This window comes from Photobacterium atrarenae (assembly GCF_024380015.1).
Classification (GTDB): Bacteria; Pseudomonadota; Gammaproteobacteria; order Enterobacterales; family Vibrionaceae; genus Photobacterium; species Photobacterium atrarenae.
Map to the genome: position 1 here is coordinate 702,062 of NZ_CP101508.1, position 16,473 is coordinate 718,534.

The following is a 16,473-nucleotide window of genomic DNA, read 5'->3' on the forward strand; positions in this document are numbered from 1 at the left end:
GAACAAATAAGTAAGACTACGTTTATTCGGCTTTGAATGAATGTAGTCGATTTTGCGCCTTATTCAGGCCGTCTTTAAGCAGAATATCCATACAGCGCACCGCTTCGTCGACGGCCGCATCAATATTTTCCTGCTCTTTGGCCGGTGCTTTGCCGAGGACAAAACCGGACACTTTGTTTTTGTCGCCCGGGTGGCCGATACCGACTCGCAGGCGATAGAAATCTTTGTTGTTGCCCATTTTGCTGATGATGTCACGCAAGCCGTTGTGGCCGCCGTGACCGCCACCTTTCTTGAACTTGGCCACACCGGGCGGTAAATCCAGCTCATCATGGGCGACCAGGATCTCTTCCGGTTTGATTTGGTAGAAATTGGCCAGGGCCGAGACGGACTTACCGGACAGGTTCATGTAAGTCGATGGGATCAACAAGCGGAGATCGTGGCCATTGGCCTGGATCCGGCCGGTCTGACCGAAGTATTTGGATTCTTCCCGCAAAGTGATTTGATGGGCACGGGCCAGCTCTTCAACCACCCATGCGCCCGCGTTATGACGGGTTCTCGCATACTCGGCACCAGGATTCGCCAGGCCGACCAATAGACGGATATTGTTACTCACGCTAGTCTCTCAAGTCTCAGGGGCTCAAACGCGCGCTATGTTATACCAAACGGCGCGGGATTGATACTGATAGCAAAACGCCCCGCAAGGCGCGGGGCGTTTCAAGTCAATGAGTCGCTAACAGGCAACTGCTGAGGGAAGCTGCCCGCTCAGGCGCTTAGTGTGCGAACATCGCAGAGATTGACTCTTCGTTGCTGATCCGGCGGATGGCTTCAGCCAGCATGCCAGACAGGGTCAGAACCGAAACTTTCCCTGTGTCGATCATTTCCTGAGACAGGGTAATGGAGTCGGTTACAATCACTTCGTCGATCACGGATTCGCGAATGTTCTGTGGCGCGTTGCCTGAGAAGACCGGGTGCGTTGCGTAAGCGAAGACGCGGTTGGCGCCGCGCTCTTTCAGCGCTTCAGCGGCTTTACACAGGGTGCCGCCGGTGTCGATCATGTCATCAACGATGATGCAGTCACGGCCTTCCACATCTCCGATCAGGTGCATTACCTGAGAAACGTTGGCACGTGGGCGGCGTTTGTCGATGATCGCGATGTCGGTGTCATCCAGCAGTTTTGCGGTGGCGCGGGCACGAACCACGCCGCCGATGTCCGGAGAAACCACGACTGGATCGTCTAGGTTTTTCGCCAGCATGTCTTCCAGCAGAACCGGGCTGCCGAAGATGTTGTCGACGGGAACATCAAAGAAGCCCTGGATTTGCTCGGCGTGCAGGTCAACGGTCAGGACGCGGTCAACACCGACGTTTGACAGGAAGTCAGCAACGACTTTCGCCGTAATTGGCACACGGGCAGAGCGGACGCGACGGTCTTGGCGGGCATAGCCGAAGTAAGGGATAACAGCAGTAATACGGCCTGCAGAAGCACGGCGAAGTGCATCGATCATCACAACCAGTTCCATCAGGTTGTCATTGGTTGGTGCACAGGTTGATTGAATGATGAATACGTCGCTACCACGAACGTTCTCATTAATCTGAACACATACTTCACCATCGGAAAAGCGGTTGACTGTGGCATCTCCCAGGGAGATGTAAAGACGGTCAGCAATGCGTTGGGCTAGTTCTGGTGTAGCGTTACCAGCAAACAGCTTCATATCAGGCACGGTGGAAACCTCAGGTTGCGTCCAAGTTGTAGTTACTGACTATCCGTAGAGTATGCGTTCAAGGTGTTCAAAAGCGGAGATGTGTTAACACCTTTTGCGACGAATCCTTGGAGCCAGTCAGGTAGTTTTTTCAGTATTGCATCGGCATCTTGTTGGGTGCTAAATTCAGCAAACACGCAAGCGCCAGTGCCGGTCAATCTTGACGGCGCGTATTCTAACAGCCACGAAAGAGCCTTATCAACCTCGGGGTACACTCTTCGGACGATTTTTTCGCAATCGTTTTCGTAAACGCCCGCCAAACGTGCTTCCAAGCTCTTTTTTGCGCTGTTTCGCGGCAAGTCCGGGTGGGTGAAAATATCGACTGTGGCGATACTTACCTCAGGCTTGGCTACCAGATACCACTTCTCTTGCGGTGCGGCAGGCTGCAAGACTTCGCCTACCCCTTCGGCAAAGGCGCTGAAGCCACGGACAAACACCGGCACATCCGCGCCTAGCCGGAGGCCAATCTCGGCCAGGGCATCATCGCTCAGTCCGGTTTGCCACAGATAATTGAGTGCCACCAGGGTGGTGGCGGCATTGGAGGAGCCACCGCCGAGACCGCCGCCCATCGGCAGCACTTTGTCGATTTCGATATCGGCGCCTGCCTGGATCCCGGCCGCCCGGCGCAACGCGTCGGCGGCGCGGTAGATCAGGTTTTCTTCGGTCGCAACGCCGTCGATGTCCGGTAGCAGGCGGATTTGCCCTGAGGGATTGGCGGTGATGGTTAACGTATCCCCGAAATCCAGGAACTGAAACAGGGTTTGCAGCTCGTGGTAGCCATTAGGACGGCGACCGGTGATATAGAGAAACAGGTTCAGCTTGGCCGGCGCTGGCCAGCGGGTGGTACGGGTGATCATCGTTGGGTTCGTAGCCATGTCAGGTTATTTGTGGTTCAGTTGCCATTCATTGATGACAAGTGTAATACGGAGTGTGCCCTGGGACAGCTGCATACGTCTCGGCAGCGCCGGCGTCACGGAGTCATCGTAGTCCAGGTAATCGAGCTGCCAGAGTTGATCGTCAATCTGCTTGGCGAGGTAAGCGACCCGGTTGTTTTGGTCAAGCTGGAAGGTATCCGCGCCGGTCGGCAGGCCAATTAACCAGTGGCGCATGTACTCCACCGGCAGGTTGATATCGGTCAGTTGATAGATCAACTGAGAAGCATCGCGGCCCCGGTAGGTGTTGCCGTCATGGCTGAGCAGGGTGACCTGGCTCGGGGTGGCATCCAGCTTGAGCAGGGTTTTGCCGAGGAAATTGGTCAGCAGCAGGTGATCCTGCCTCGGCGCGGTCTGCCAGACCAGATTGGCGCCAAAGCGTTTGGTGCCGCGATAGCCCAGCTTGCCCCTGGCCTGGTAATGGCTCAGCTGGGTCAGGCTGGCCTGATGAGACGGCCAGTCGACGGCCGGGCGTTCCGGTTGGGTGGCACAGCCGGTCAGCAGGCTCAGCAGCAGGGCAGCGCCGGCTGCGTGCCGGAGCCATGTGGTGCTGGATGGCGCTCGGGACGAACGTCGCGCAAAACTTGGGAACATAACTTGTGATATACGAAATGAGTTTAGGCAAACAATAGCGATTTCTGGGCCATAATACCAACTGCGACAATGAATTGCTTAGCAGAATAAATACCAAAAAGGGTATTTGAATCACAACATTTGGCCAGGAATGCCATATTGATTACATGAGTATTCTTTTATTACGTTGGGGCATCAAGTAAAATCCCGGCTTGGATCTTTTTCACCGGCGAAGTGGTACACCGTCTCCATGACCTTGCTTGCATTAGGAATCAATCATAAAACAGCATCTGTGGACTTGCGCGAACGGGTTGCATTTCCACCGGAAAAGCTGACGAAGGCGCTGCAGCAACTTGAAGCGCATCCGGAAGTGACGAGCGGTGTGATCCTTTCGACCTGTAACCGAACCGAGCTCTATTGTGATGTTACCCAGAGCGGTCCGGGGGTGATGATCGACTGGCTGAGCAAATTTCATCAGCTGACTGCTGAAGAGTTGATGCCGAGTTTATATTTCCATGAAGAGCAAGCTGCCGTCCGGCATCTGATGCGGGTTGCCTGCGGGCTTGACTCCCTGGTGCTTGGCGAGCCGCAAATCCTCGGTCAGGTGAAGCAATCCTATGCCGATGCCCGCGACGGTGCGGCGGTGAACGGGATGCTGGAAAAACTGTTCCATAAATCTTTTACTGTAGCCAAGCGGGTACGCACCGAGACTGATATCGGCGGCAATGCGGTGTCGGTAGCGTTTGCCGCCTGTACTTTGGCCAAACAAATCTTTGAATCTCTCTCAGAGGCCACCGTGCTGCTGGTCGGCGCCGGGGAGACGATCGAACTGGTCGCGCGCCATCTGGCCGAGCAGGGGTGTAACCGTCTGATTGTCGCCAATCGGACCAAAGCGCGTGCCGAGGGGTTGGCAGATGAGTTCGGTGCCGAGGTGATAGGCCTGCCGGAGATCCCCGAACACCTGCACCGGGCTGATATCGTGATCAGCTCCACGGCCAGTCCGCTGCCGATCATCGGTAAGGGGATGGTTGAAAAGGCGATTAAAGTTCGCCGCCATCAGCCGATGCTGCTGGTAGACATCGCGGTGCCGCGCGATATCGAAACCGAGGTCGGTGATCTCAATGATGCCTATCTCTATACGGTTGATGATTTGCAGACGATTGTCGAAAAGAACCGCGAGCAGCGCAAGCTGGCGGCGATCCAGGCCGAGGCTATCGTTAGTGAGGAAAGTGCGGCTTTTATGAGCTGGCTGCGCTCGCTCGAAGCCGTAGACAGCATTCGTCAGTACCGCTGCCATGCTGAAGATATCAAGAGTGAGCTTTTGTCCCGCAGCCTGCAGGCGATTGCCAATGGCAGTTCGCCGGAGAAAGTGCTGGCGGAGCTGAGTAATAAGCTGACCAATAAACTCATCCATGCCCCAACCAAGGCAATGCAGCAGGCCGCCCATAACGGAGAGCCGGAAAAGCTGGCGGTGATCCGCGAGACCTTGGGGCTCGATTCCTTCAAGAATTAACCTGTGGCAGGGCAAGTGCGCCCTGCCGTGATTCGGAACATAAGTTAAGTCAACTATGAAACCTTCAATTTTAGTGAAATTAGAGACGCTGGTGGAGCGTTACGAAGAAGTCCAGCATTTGCTGGGCGATCCTGATGTGATTGGCGATCAGGATCGATTCCGTGCGCTGTCCCGCGAATATTCTCAGCTCGAAGAAGTCACCCAGTGCTTCCAGGCCTATCAACAGGCCAAAGAGAACCTGGAAACGGCTGAAGAAATGGCGAAGGAAGATGATCCGGATATGCGCGAGATGGCTTTGGAAGAAGTCAAAGAGGCGAAAGTGGAAATTGAGCGTCTGGAAGATGAACTGCAGGTGCTGCTGATCCCGAAAGATCCAAATGACGAGCGTAACTGTTTCATTGAAATTCGTGCCGGTGCTGGCGGTGACGAAGCCGGGATTTTTGCCGGCGACCTGTTCCGGATGTACAGCAAATACGCCGAGAGCCGCGGCTGGCGAATTGAAGTCATGAGTGCCAACGAGGCCGAGCATGGCGGCTATAAAGAAATGATTGCCAAGATCAGCGGCGAAGGGGCCTACGGGATCCTCAAGTTTGAATCCGGCGGTCACCGGGTGCAGCGGGTGCCTGCGACCGAATCTCAGGGCCGGGTGCATACCTCAGCCTGTACGGTGGCGATTTTACCGGAGATCCCGGAAGCCGAGATCCCGGAAATTAATGGCGGCGATCTGAAAATTGATACCTTCCGCGCCTCTGGTGCCGGTGGTCAGCACGTCAACACCACCGACTCCGCGATCCGGATCACTCACTTGCCGACCGGGATTGTGGTTGAATGTCAGGATGAGCGTTCGCAGCACAAGAATAAGGCCAAGGCTATGTCGGTGCTGGCGGCACGGATCATCCAGGCGGAAGAAGAGAAGCGCCAGGCAGAAGAAGCAAGTACGCGCCGTAACCTGCTGGGTTCGGGCGATCGCTCGGATCGGATCCGGACCTACAACTACCCGCAGGGCCGGGTGTCGGATCACCGGATTAACCTGACCATTTACCGCCTTAACGAAGTGATGGAAGGGGAGTTGGACACCCTGATCCAGCCGGTGCTGCAGGAGCATCAGGCCGATCAGCTGGCGGCGATGGCCGAGCAAAGCTGATGGCACTGAGCATTGAGGCGCTGCTCAAGCAGGCGGCGCAGCAACTGGGCGATGCCGGCTCTGACAGTCCGAAAATTGATGCCGCGGTGCTGTTGTGCCATGTGCTCGACAAGCCGCGCAGCCATTTGCTGACCTGGCCGGAGAAAGCGCCGGAACCGGCGCAGCAAGCCGCATTTGAGGCCTTGCTGCAGCGCCGCCTTGCCGGTGAGCCGGTGGCTTATCTGGTCGGGGAGCGGGAATTCTGGTCGCTGCCGCTGAAAGTAGCGCCCCATACCCTGATCCCGCGTCCGGATACCGAGCGCCTGGTCGAACTGGCGCTGGAGAAAATTCCGGCCGGGCCGGGGGCTGTGCTGGATCTCGGCACCGGCACCGGGGCAATCGCGCTGGCGATTGCATCCGAGCGCCCGGATCTGGCGGTCACCGGGATTGATTTGCGCCCGGAGGCGGCGCAGCTTGCGGGTGAAAATAGTGAGCGGCTGAAGATCACCAATACCCGCTTTTTGTCGGGAAGCTGGTATAGTCCCCTGGTGGCCGATGAACAATTTGCCGTGATTGTCAGTAATCCGCCTTATATTGATGCGGCCGATCCGCACCTGGCGCAGGGCGATGTCCGATTTGAGCCGAAAAGCGCGCTGGTGGCAGACGATCACGGTCTGGCGGATATTCGCCACATCAGTGAGCAGGGCCGGCAGTTTTTGCTGCCGGGCGGTTGGTTGCTGATGGAGCATGGTTATGAGCAGGGAAAGGCCGTTCGCGATATTTTACAGCGCCTGGGGTATGAGCAGATCAGCACGGCACAGGATTATGCCGGCTTGGATCGGGTCACCCTGGGATGCTGGCAAGGATAGAGAGAGAAAAGTATGTACGTTGCACTGAAACACACCCATATGTTGGCAATTGCGCTGAGTGTCCTGTTGTTTGTGGTCCGTTACGGCCTGATGATGGCCAACTCATCATTGCTGGAGCGCAAAGCGCTGAAGATCACCCCGCATGTGGTCGATACCTTCATGTTGCTCAGCGGCGTGGCCCTGATTGCTGTGACCGGTTTTATTCCGTTTACCGAAGCCGGCGGCTGGCTGACCGAAAAGCTGAGTTGCGTACTGGCCTATATTGCGCTGGCGTTCTTTACCCTGAAATACGGTAAGAACAAGGTCTTTAAGTCATTTGCCTTCCTGGGTGCTCTGGGATGGGTTGTTGCGGCAGGGAAGATTGCCGTCACCAAGACACCGTTTCTGGGGTGATCATGGTTGATTTTGAACTCGATGACCTGGAGCAAATGGCGCTGATTGAGGGGGCCCTCGAATTGACCGCGGCCCTGGATCCCGGTTTTCCGGTGGACTGGGTTCGGCTGCAACTGGAGCGTCTGGCCAAAGAAGCCGAGGTGGCGCTGATGGATGAAATCAATCCGCAGCTGCGCCTGGATGGGTTGATTCGCCTGTTCTACCGCGAGTGGGGATTTTGTGGCGATCAGGAGCAGTATTTTTCGTCTCAGAACCTGTACCTGGATCAGGTGCTGGATCGCAAGAAAGGGATTCCGGTTAGTCTCGGCGCTATCTTTTTATACCTGGCCCGTCATTTAGAGTTGCCGGTCAGCAGCGTCGGGTTCCCGACCCAGTACATCATCAAAATCAGCTGGTACGATCGTGAGCCGCAGTACCTGAACCCGTTTGATGGTGAGTACCTCAGCGAGCGGACGATGGCTGCCTGGCTCAAAGGCCACCGTGGCCCGTTTACCGAGCTGCGATGCGAGCATCTGGACGAAGCGGAAAACGGCGACATCCTGGCGCGCTGGCTGACAGTGATGAAAAGTGCCCTGCTGCGGGAGGAGCGTTACGCTGACGCCTTGCGCTGTAGCGATCTGGCGTTGGCGTTCCGTCCTGGCGATCCGCATGAAATCCGTGATCGTGGCTATATTTACCAGCAGCTTGACTGCAATCATGCGGCGGCGATGGATTATGAGTATTTCATCGAGCAGTGCCCGGAAGATCCGGCGGCCAAGCTGCTGAAGCTGCAGGTGAAAGCCTTGCATGAAGAGCCTTTGGTGCTGCACTGAGCCCGAAATGAATCTTGGGTAGCTGCTGCTAGATAGCGGCTACGCGCACAACAGAATGAGAAGAGAATTGATGATGGAACAGAAAGTTGTTCGAGTCGGTGATATTGAGGTCGCCAACGACAAGCCGTTTGTCCTGTTCGGCGGCATGAATGTCCTGGAGTCTCGCGATCTGGCAATGCAGATCTGTGAAAAGTATGTCGAAGTGACGGACAAACTGGGGATCCCATACGTTTTCAAAGCCTCTTTCGACAAGGCCAACCGCTCTTCTGTCCACTCTTACCGTGGACCGGGAATGGAAGAAGGCCTGAAAATCTTTCAGGAGCTCAAAGATACCTTCGGCGTCAAAATCATCACTGATATTCACGAGCAATATCAGGCGCAGCCTGTGGCCGATGTAGTCGATGTGATCCAACTGCCAGCTTTCCTGGCACGCCAGACCGATCTGGTTCAGGCGATGGCCAAAACCGGCGCGGTGATTAACGTCAAGAAACCGCAGTTCATGAGCCCGGGCCAGGTGGGGAACATCGTCGAGAAGTTTGCCGAGTGCGGCAATGAGCAAATCATTCTGTGTGAGCGCGGTGCGCTGCACGGTTACGATAACCTGGTCGTCGACATGCTGGGCTTTGATGTGATGAAGAAGGCATCGAATGGCAGCCCGATCATCTTTGATGTCACCCACGCCCTGCAGTGCCGTGATCCGTTGGGCGCCGCTTCCGGTGGTCGTCGCGAGCAGACCGTTGATCTGGCCCGCGCCGGGATCGCAACCAGCATCGGTGGCCTGTTTATGGAAGCCCACCCGAATCCGGATCAGGCCCGTTGCGACGGTCCGTCCGCGTTCCCGTTGGATAAATTAGAACCGTTCCTGGCCCAGTTGAAACAGCTGGACGATCTGATCAAGAGCTTTGTCCCGATTGATATCAAGTAACTGATTTTCAATCCGGAACACTCGATCGCTCAGGCCCGGCAGCCACGCTGCCGGGCCTTTTTTATGCCCAGCCGGCAGAGGTTCGGCTTCTTATGGATAAATATTCTGTCAATTTTTTCAATGTGTAAAAATTCAGAGTAAAGTTCTGATTTGATCCGGAAATTTCAGTGTCATTCAATAGGACATTGCAAATTGCTGGCCTATCTCCCTAGCTACCCACCAAAAGCTAAGAGTGATGTCTGCCATCCGCGATGTGAGAATTTAATTCTGTATCTGTATGCTCCTGCCGCTTAAAATATTAGATGTGTAGGATTTTGCGTGCCATTATCTCAAAACAGAGTCCTGAGTCAGGCCGGGGAAGCGGCTCCACGTTGGAGCCAACACGATACCAGCTGGACGCTGAGTTTATTCGGAACGGCGGTGGGGGCCGGTATTTTATTTTTGCCGATCAATATTGGGGTCGGCGGCTTCTGGCCGTTGGTGATTATGGCCCTGTTGGCCGGGCCAATGACTTTCCTGGCCCATCGCGGGTTAGCGCGGTTTGTGTTGTCCTCGTCCCGTCCGGAGGCGGATTTTACCGATGTGGTTGATGAGCATTTCGGAAGCCGTGTTGGGCGGGTGATTGCGCTGCTTTATTTTCTGTCGATTTTCCCGATTTTGCTGATCTACGGCGTCGGACTGACCAATACGGTGGAGAGCTTTCTGATACACCAGATGGGTATCACGCCGCCGTCGCGGGTGTTGCTCTCGGGCGGGCTGATCTTCGCCATGATAGCGGTCATGATGGCCGGGGAAGCTGTCATGCTGAAAGTCTTTGCCGTGATTGTTTATCCGCTGGCAGCGATCCTGGCCGGATTGTCGCTGTATCTGGTTCCGGGCTGGCAGCTGCCGGCAATGACGGTATGGCCGCAATGGCAGGACTTTTCGCTAACCCTGTGGCTGGCGGTGCCGGTCACAGTGTTTGCCTTCAGCCATGCAGCTGCCATTTCCAGTTTCGTTCATGCGCAGCGCCGTCATTATGCTGAGTATGCCGGAGCCAAGAGTGAGCAGATCTTAAAGCGCACGTCGGTGATGCTGATTGCGTTTGTGCTGTTTTTCGTGTTTTCCTGCGTTCTGAGCCTGTCTCCGGCCCAGCTGATGGAAGCCAAAACGCAGAATGTGTCGGTACTCTCTTATCTGGCCAATATTCACAACAACCCGTTGATTGTTGCCCTGGGGCCGGTGATCGCCTTTATCGCGATCACCTCGTCTTTCCTTGGTCACTTTATGGGCGCGCGAGAGAGCCTCAACGGATTGCTGTACAAGCAAACCGGCCTGGCGATGGCTAAGCTAGACAAACTGGGCATTGTGCTGATGTTTCTGGCGATCTGGCTGGCAGCAGTGCTGAACCCGAGCATCCTCGGGATGATGGAAGCATTGTCCGGGCCGGTGATTGCGATGATCCTGTTTATCATGCCGATGCTGGCGGTCTACCGGGTACCGGCGCTGAAAGCCTACCGGGGGCGGGTGAGCACGTATTTTGTGTTGGTGGTCGGGCTGCTGGCTGTTTCAGCCATTGTGTTTAACTTGCTGTAATAGGACTGTAGTGGGTTTACTGCCGGGACAGGCAGAAACAAAAAGGCTTGCCGTGGGGCAAGCCTTTTTCATATCGCTTTCGTCGCGCGGTGTTACAGCTTGAAGCGGTTGATTTCCTGCTGCAGCTCATGGGAGAGGTGCGATAGCTCAGCGGCCTGCTTGGCAGCTTCGTCCGCTTCGACAGCCAGCTCATTCGATACGTCGCGGATCCCTTCGGTATTGCGGGTAATTTCCGAGGTTACCGATGACTGTTCTTCAGCAGCCGAGGCTATCTGGGTCGCCATATCACTGATGTTGGTCACGGCGCTGTTGATTTGAGACAGGCTGGCAGAGGCAGCATTGGCATCATCCACGCTGGTTTCGGCCAGACGACGGCTGTCTTCCATGATCCCGACGGCGCGGCCGGTGGTTTGTTGCAGGGTTTCAATCATTTGCTGAATTTCCTGCGTCGATGCGTGGGTGCGCTGGCTCAACACACGGACTTCATCGGCAACCACGGCAAAACCACGACCCTGCTCACCGGCACGGGCAGCTTCGATGGCGGCATTCAGGGCCAGCAGGTTAGTCTGCTCGGCAATGTCCTGGATGGTCGACAGAATGGTGTTGATGCTCTGGGCATGGGTGTTCAGCTCGCCGATCACCCCGGTCGCGGTATCGACTTCGGTAGCCAGGCTGGTAATCGATTGCTGGCTCTGGCTCACTTGCTGGGCACCATGCTCGGAAACGTCGACCGTTTCACCCGAGGTGCGGGCCGTGTTATCGGCATTGCCGGCGATTTCTTGGGTGGCGGCGGCCATCTCGTTGATCGCGGTTGCCACCATGTTGATCTCGTCCTGCTGATGCTGGATCCGGGTGCTACGCTCTTCTGCTTGCGAGGCCGTGATATGCGCTTGTTGGCTCAGGGCCGAGGAGACTTCGTTCAGGCGGCTGACCATTCCATGCATGTTGCCGACAAAGCGGTTGAAGTTGTGGGCCAGTTGGCCGACTTCATCGTCGCTGCGCGGCTCCAGGCGCTGGGTCAGATCGCCTTCGCCGGTGGCGATTTCAGCCAGGGCTTGGGACACACGGCCCAGATCGCGGAACAGGAAGCCCACCAGCCAGGCAACAGCGCTGACTACGGCCAGAGTGATAATAAGCGAGGTGATGATCAGCTGGCTCAGGAGTTTACTGTGGCTGGCTTCTTCAGTCGCGCGATCCAGCTCCAGGCCCAGGATCCATTCGGTGCCCGGAACATTGGCAAAATACAGCAGCTTTTCCTGGCCCTTGACCGTCGCTTCGGTAATATCGTGTGATTGAACAGCGGCATTGATCGTTGCCATGCTGATGTTTTTGCTGTAGCGACTGATTGGCTGAAGCAACAGAGACTTATCAGGGTGGGCCAGAAAAGTGTTGTCCTGCTTGTTGATCAGCATCGCGAAGGCCTGGTCGCCGACATCGAGGTTGATTACGTCGTTGATCAACTGGTCGATCAGCACGTCGGCACCGACGATACCCACGAGTTGACCGTTCTTACGCACCGGCTCGGCAATCGTGACCAGCAGGGCATTGGTGATCGCATCTTTATATGCGGTGGTGATGATTTGCTTACCGGCATTTTGTGCATCCTGGTACCACGGACGGGTCCGCGGATCATAGTCGGCGCGATTTCGCTCCGGATGCGAGCGGAACATCTCACCGGCCGGGGTGCCAAAGAAGATATCGTCAAAGCCGCCGGCTTTGCGTGCCTGTTGCAGGTACGGCACTTTCTCGTCTTTGGTAGTGTAATCATTAAATGCGCTGGCAATATTGCTGCGAATCGAAATCCATTCTGAAATACTTTCTGTTGCCGCTGAGGAAATACTCTGGGCGCGGGCGTAGATACCGTTTCGGGTTTGATCAGACAGTTGCTCAGCGGCCAGCCAGGTCAGTGCCGTCGCCATGATAACCACGGCGGATAAGCTGGCCCCGATGAGCTTTTGCTTCAAAGATAATTTCATTGTTATCGATTCTCAAAAGACATGGATATGGGTATTCGTCGGCCGGATTTTATCGATAATTTAAGCGACATGCACGAAAAAGTGACGCGGGTCATATAAATCATACAATTTATAAGAATATTTCATTTAAATTGACGTATTTGTAAGTATCGACGTCAGTTTTTTGACGATCGAGTGAAGCTGTAATCACTCTTCATGAGTGTCGAAATTCAGCTTTCGCAGCACTAATACCAATCAAAGTAAATAAGTGATCAGAAATAGCGCCGGAAAAATGTTTGAGAACAAGGCAGAATTTTTAGATAACTAATTATTCTACAATCAAAAATTCTAACGCAGTTATCGAGCATTTGAACAAGCTAGAATGACCCCTTATTTACTGCGATTGGTATAAACTTGCTTTGAGTGCAGAAACTCATGTTATCGATACAGTGAACACTGGGGAAGAATATCACCTTGCCGTCAGAGCAATGATACCAGTTGATTATTGGTTGCCGTCGGATCAACTATTAATCTAGGTGAATGTTGGATGTTTAGACGTCTAGATGTTGACACTTCCAGGTGCAAGCTCTAGGCTAGGGCAAATTTTAAAATAGATGTCCTGTAGTCATCATGCCAAACACAACACCACAACCTCACACGACTCACACGCCCTCAGCGCTGGCATTATTGCCTCTGGGTATATTTTTGGCCCTGTTCATTGGTGTCGGTAGTTACCTGACCCTGCAAGGGGTTGATTTTGCCTTTTACCAACTGCCGGCTCCGGTTGCAGCCCTGCCGGCGATTATGGTGGCCTTGCTGCTGAGTAAAGAGGCCCTGAACAAGGCGATTGAGCAGTTCCTGCGCGGTGTTGGTCATGGGGATATCATTGCGATGTGTATGATTTACCTTATGGCGGGGGCGTTTGCCGCGGTTGCCAAAGCGACCGGCGGGGTGGATGCGACCGTAAACCTCGGTCTGTCGATGTTGCCGGCCAGCATGATCCTGCCGGGGATCTTTGTGATTTCGGCGTTTATCGCGACGGCGATGGGAACTTCGATGGGCACGATCGCGGCGGTGGCACCGGTTGCCCTGGGGATCGCTGAAGCGGCTGATATGGACGTGGCTCTGACAGCTGGGGTGGTGCTGAGCGGTGCAATGTTCGGTGATAACTTATCGATCATCTCTGATACGACGATTGCTTCCACCCGCTCTCAAGGATGCCAGATGAAGGACAAGTTCCGCGAGAACATCCGTATTGCCTTGCCGGCGGCGATTGCGGCGGTTGTGTTGTTTATGCTCAGCAGCACGCCAAGCCAGGTGCCGGTGGCTGCGGATATTGAATGGCTTAAAGTGTTGCCGTATCTCGCCATTTTGGTGCTGGCCGTATCCGGGTTAAATGTGTTTGTGGTGCTGGGGGTTGGTATTTTGCTGGCCGGGGGCGTCGGCCTGTTCGCGACGCCGGACTATAGCCTGGCGAGCTACGGCCAGGACATTTATGCCGGATTTGGCAATATGCAGGAGATTTTCCTGCTGTCGATGCTGATTGGCGGACTCAGTGAGCTGATGCGTCAGCAGGGCGGCCTGGCCTTTTTGACCCAACTGATCAGCAAGATCATTCGGGTGTTCGGGAAAGCCCATAGCCAAAGTCAGAACCTGCGAGCCAGTGAGCTGGGGATCGCATCACTGGTCAGCCTGACCAACTGCTGTACCGCAAATAATACCGTGGCGATTATCGTCTCCGGTGGTGTCGCCAAAGAGCTGGCCGTTGAACATGGGGTGACGCCGCGTCGCTCTGCCAGTTTGCTGGATATTTTCTCCTGTGTGATCCAGGGCGTGCTGCCGTATGGCGCCCAGGCGTTGCTGTTGGGCTCTGTGTTTGGCTTGTCGCCTTTAGCGGTGGTCAGCCATTCTTACTACTGTTTCTTTCTGGCGATTGCTGCCGTTGGTGCAGTGTTTGTGAAACACCCGACCCGACAGCCGGTTTGTGCGTAACCCCACAAAAAATCCCGTAATCGTATTCAATGCCCTGCAAATGTAGGGTATTTTTTTGCGTTTTGTCCGCTGTTTGAGAATTTTTCTGCTCTGTAAGGTGATCTGGTCAACAGATTTATGAAATCAACAGAAAAGTGCTCAGGGTTTATTTTAAACTTGCGCCATTGTTTGAATATAAACAGCCGCTTAAACCTTTTTGCTCAAGGATGAACGGTGGCAGTGGTTACGCCAGATTGAACGTTATGATGTGCGGATTTTCGGGCACGGAATTCCGCCCGGAGTGCGGTCTGGCCAATAAAACGAAGAATGGTTAAGGGGAACCCCATGAAGCAACGCTTATTTGCCAAAACAGCATTAACGGCAGCCGTCCTGGCAACCTTGTCGGGTTGTGCCAACCAGGCTGATGTCACAGAGCCATCCTGGGAAGCGGATAAAACTTACAAGCTGACAATCCTGCATACTAATGATCACCATGGTCGTTTCTGGCAGAACAAATATGGCGAGTACGGTATGGCAGCCCGTAAAACGTTGCTTGATCAGCTCCGTACTGAAATCGAAGCTCAGGGTGGCACGGCATTGCTGCTCTCTGGTGGCGACATCAATACCGGTGTGCCAGAGTCGGATCTTCAGGATGCTGAGCCGGACTTCAAAGGTATGAATATGCTGGGCTATGATGCCATGGCACTGGGAAACCACGAGTTTGATAACCCGCTGGAAGTACTGCGTAAGCAGGAAGCATGGGCAGAATTCCCGATGCTGTCGGCTAATATCTACGACAAAACTACTGGCGAGCGCCTGTTCCAGCCCTACCAGATTTTTGAGCGCCAGGGGATCAAAATTGCGGTGATCGGCCTGACGACGGAAGACACGGCGAAGATCGGTAACCCGGAATATATCGGCAACATTGACTTCCGCGACCCGAAAGCGGAAGCACAGAAGTTGATCGATGAGCTGCAAGCAACTGAAAAACCAGATGTGATCATTGCAGCGACGCACATGGGTCACTATGAGAACGGGAACCGTGGCGTGAATGCCCCGGGCGATGTGGCGCTGGCCCGCTCACTGGAAGCCGGTGATCTGGACATGATCGTCGGTGGTCACTCTCAGGAGCCGGTGTGCATGGAAGGCCCGAACATGTATAACAAGCAGTTCAACCCGGGTGATGAATGTAAGCCGGATCAGCAGAACGGCACCTGGATTGTACAGGCCCATGAGTGGGGCAAATACGTCGGCCGCGCGGATTTCGAGTTCCGCAATGGTGAACTGCAGATGGTGAGCTACGATTTGATCCCGGTGAACCTGAAGAAGAAGGTGAAGCTGGCGGACGGCAGTAAGAAGCGCGTCTTCATTGAAGATGAGATTGCCGAGAACCCGGAAGTGAAAGCCTTCCTGAAACCGTATCAGGATCGCGGCCAGTCGAAGCTGAACATCAAGATTGCCGAGTCGAACGGCAAACTGGAAGGTGATCGCAATGTGGTTCGTTTCCAGCAAACCAACCTGGGTCGTCTGATTGCAGCCTCCCACATGCAGCGTGCCAAGGCGGACTTTGCCGTGATGAACTCCGGCGGGGTGCGTGACTCGATTGCCGCCGGCGACATCACCTATAAAGATGTGCTGACCGTGCAGCCGTTCGGCAACATTGTCACTTACACCGATATGAGCGGTGCCGAGGTGATGGACTACCTGAATGTGGTCGCGACCAAGCCAACAGACTCCGGTGCTTATGCCCAGTTCTACGGCATTTCAATGACTGTCGCCAACGGTCAGGTCAGTGATGTGAAAATCGGTGGCCAGGCGCTGGATATGAGCAAAACGTATCGTTTCACTATCCCGAGTTTCAACGCCGCAGGGGGTGACGGCTATCCGAAGCTGACGGCGCATCCGGGTTATGTGAACACCGGCTTTGTTGATGCCGAAGTGCTGAAAGACTTCCTGCAAGCGAGCAGCCCGGTGGATGTGAACAGCTTCGCTCCGAAAGGTGAGATCACCTATAAGTAACTGATCGTGATTCAGTAACCCTCAAAGCCCCGGCCAGTGCCGGGGCTTTTTTATTG

Annotated in this window: 14 protein-coding genes; 9 read left to right on the plus strand and 5 right to left on the minus strand. The window is 54.8% G+C overall.

The window, feature by feature from the left end:
* Positions 1–22: 22 nt before the first annotated feature.
* From pth to lolB, 4 genes are all read right to left on the minus strand, one after another.
* The gene (gene pth, locus NNL38_RS03585; protein ID WP_255389661.1) at positions 23–613 is read right to left on the minus strand and encodes an aminoacyl-tRNA hydrolase; all 591 of its coding nucleotides are present in this window, start codon (positions 611–613) and stop codon (positions 23–25) included.
* Positions 614–770: 157 nt separating this feature from the next.
* Entirely contained in the window at positions 771–1,718 is a 948-nt protein-coding gene (locus tag NNL38_RS03590) for a ribose-phosphate pyrophosphokinase (RefSeq protein ID WP_255389662.1), read from the minus strand.
* A gap of 32 nt (positions 1,719–1,750) precedes the next feature.
* Positions 1,751–2,614 carry a 4-(cytidine 5'-diphospho)-2-C-methyl-D-erythritol kinase gene (gene ispE, locus NNL38_RS03595; RefSeq protein WP_439651385.1) on the minus strand — a complete coding sequence of 288 codons (864 nt, stop codon included), beginning with the start codon at positions 2,612–2,614 and terminating at the stop codon, positions 1,751–1,753.
* Positions 2,615–2,638: 24 nt separating this feature from the next.
* Entirely contained in the window at positions 2,639–3,283 is a 645-nt protein-coding gene (lolB, locus tag NNL38_RS03600; protein WP_255389664.1) for a lipoprotein insertase outer membrane protein LolB, read from the minus strand.
* A gap of 229 nt (positions 3,284–3,512) precedes the next feature.
* Between lolB and hemA the strand changes: the two genes are divergently transcribed.
* From hemA to NNL38_RS03635, 7 genes are all read left to right on the plus strand, one after another.
* A complete protein-coding gene (hemA, locus tag NNL38_RS03605; RefSeq protein WP_255389665.1) occupies positions 3,513–4,775 on the plus strand; it encodes a glutamyl-tRNA reductase in 1,263 nt (420 codons plus the stop codon).
* Positions 4,776–4,830: 55 nt separating this feature from the next.
* Positions 4,831–5,919 carry a peptide chain release factor 1 gene (prfA, locus tag NNL38_RS03610; protein ID WP_255389666.1) on the plus strand — a complete coding sequence of 363 codons (1,089 nt, stop codon included), beginning with the start codon at positions 4,831–4,833 and terminating at the stop codon, positions 5,917–5,919.
* On the plus strand, positions 5,919–6,767 hold the full coding sequence (gene prmC, locus NNL38_RS03615) for a peptide chain release factor N(5)-glutamine methyltransferase (RefSeq protein WP_255389667.1): 849 nt from the start codon (positions 5,919–5,921) through the stop codon (positions 6,765–6,767). Before prfA ends, prmC begins: the two co-directional genes overlap by 1 nt.
* 12 nt (positions 6,768–6,779) lie before the next feature.
* Positions 6,780–7,160: a SirB2 family protein gene (locus NNL38_RS03620; RefSeq protein WP_255389668.1), complete on the plus strand. Its 381-nt coding sequence runs from the start codon at positions 6,780–6,782 to the stop codon at positions 7,158–7,160.
* A 2-nt stretch (positions 7,161–7,162) separates the two neighbouring features.
* Entirely contained in the window at positions 7,163–7,972 is an 810-nt protein-coding gene (locus NNL38_RS03625) for a SirB1 family protein (RefSeq protein ID WP_255389669.1), read from the plus strand.
* A 70-nt stretch (positions 7,973–8,042) separates the two neighbouring features.
* Positions 8,043–8,897, plus strand: a complete 855-nt coding sequence (kdsA, locus tag NNL38_RS03630) for a 3-deoxy-8-phosphooctulonate synthase (RefSeq protein WP_255389670.1) — start codon at positions 8,043–8,045, stop codon at positions 8,895–8,897.
* 318 nt (positions 8,898–9,215) lie between these two features.
* Positions 9,216–10,472 carry an SLC5/6 family protein gene (locus NNL38_RS03635; RefSeq protein ID WP_255389671.1) on the plus strand — a complete coding sequence of 419 codons (1,257 nt, stop codon included), beginning with the start codon at positions 9,216–9,218 and terminating at the stop codon, positions 10,470–10,472.
* Between the two features lie 92 nt (positions 10,473–10,564).
* Here NNL38_RS03635 and NNL38_RS03640 read toward each other — a convergent pair whose 3' ends face one another.
* Complete coding sequence (locus NNL38_RS03640; protein ID WP_255389672.1) at positions 10,565–12,448, minus strand: methyl-accepting chemotaxis protein; 1,884 nt, start codon at positions 12,446–12,448, stop codon at positions 10,565–10,567.
* 609 nt (positions 12,449–13,057) lie between these two features.
* Between NNL38_RS03640 and NNL38_RS03645 the strand changes: the two genes are divergently transcribed.
* Positions 13,058–14,419 carry a Na+/H+ antiporter NhaC family protein gene (locus tag NNL38_RS03645; protein WP_255389673.1) on the plus strand — a complete coding sequence of 454 codons (1,362 nt, stop codon included), beginning with the start codon at positions 13,058–13,060 and terminating at the stop codon, positions 14,417–14,419.
* Positions 14,420–14,743: 324 nt separating this feature from the next.
* On the plus strand, positions 14,744–16,417 hold the full coding sequence (gene ushA / locus NNL38_RS03650; RefSeq protein ID WP_255389674.1) for a bifunctional UDP-sugar hydrolase/5'-nucleotidase UshA: 1,674 nt from the start codon (positions 14,744–14,746) through the stop codon (positions 16,415–16,417).
* The last annotated feature ends 56 nt before the right edge of the window (positions 16,418–16,473 follow it).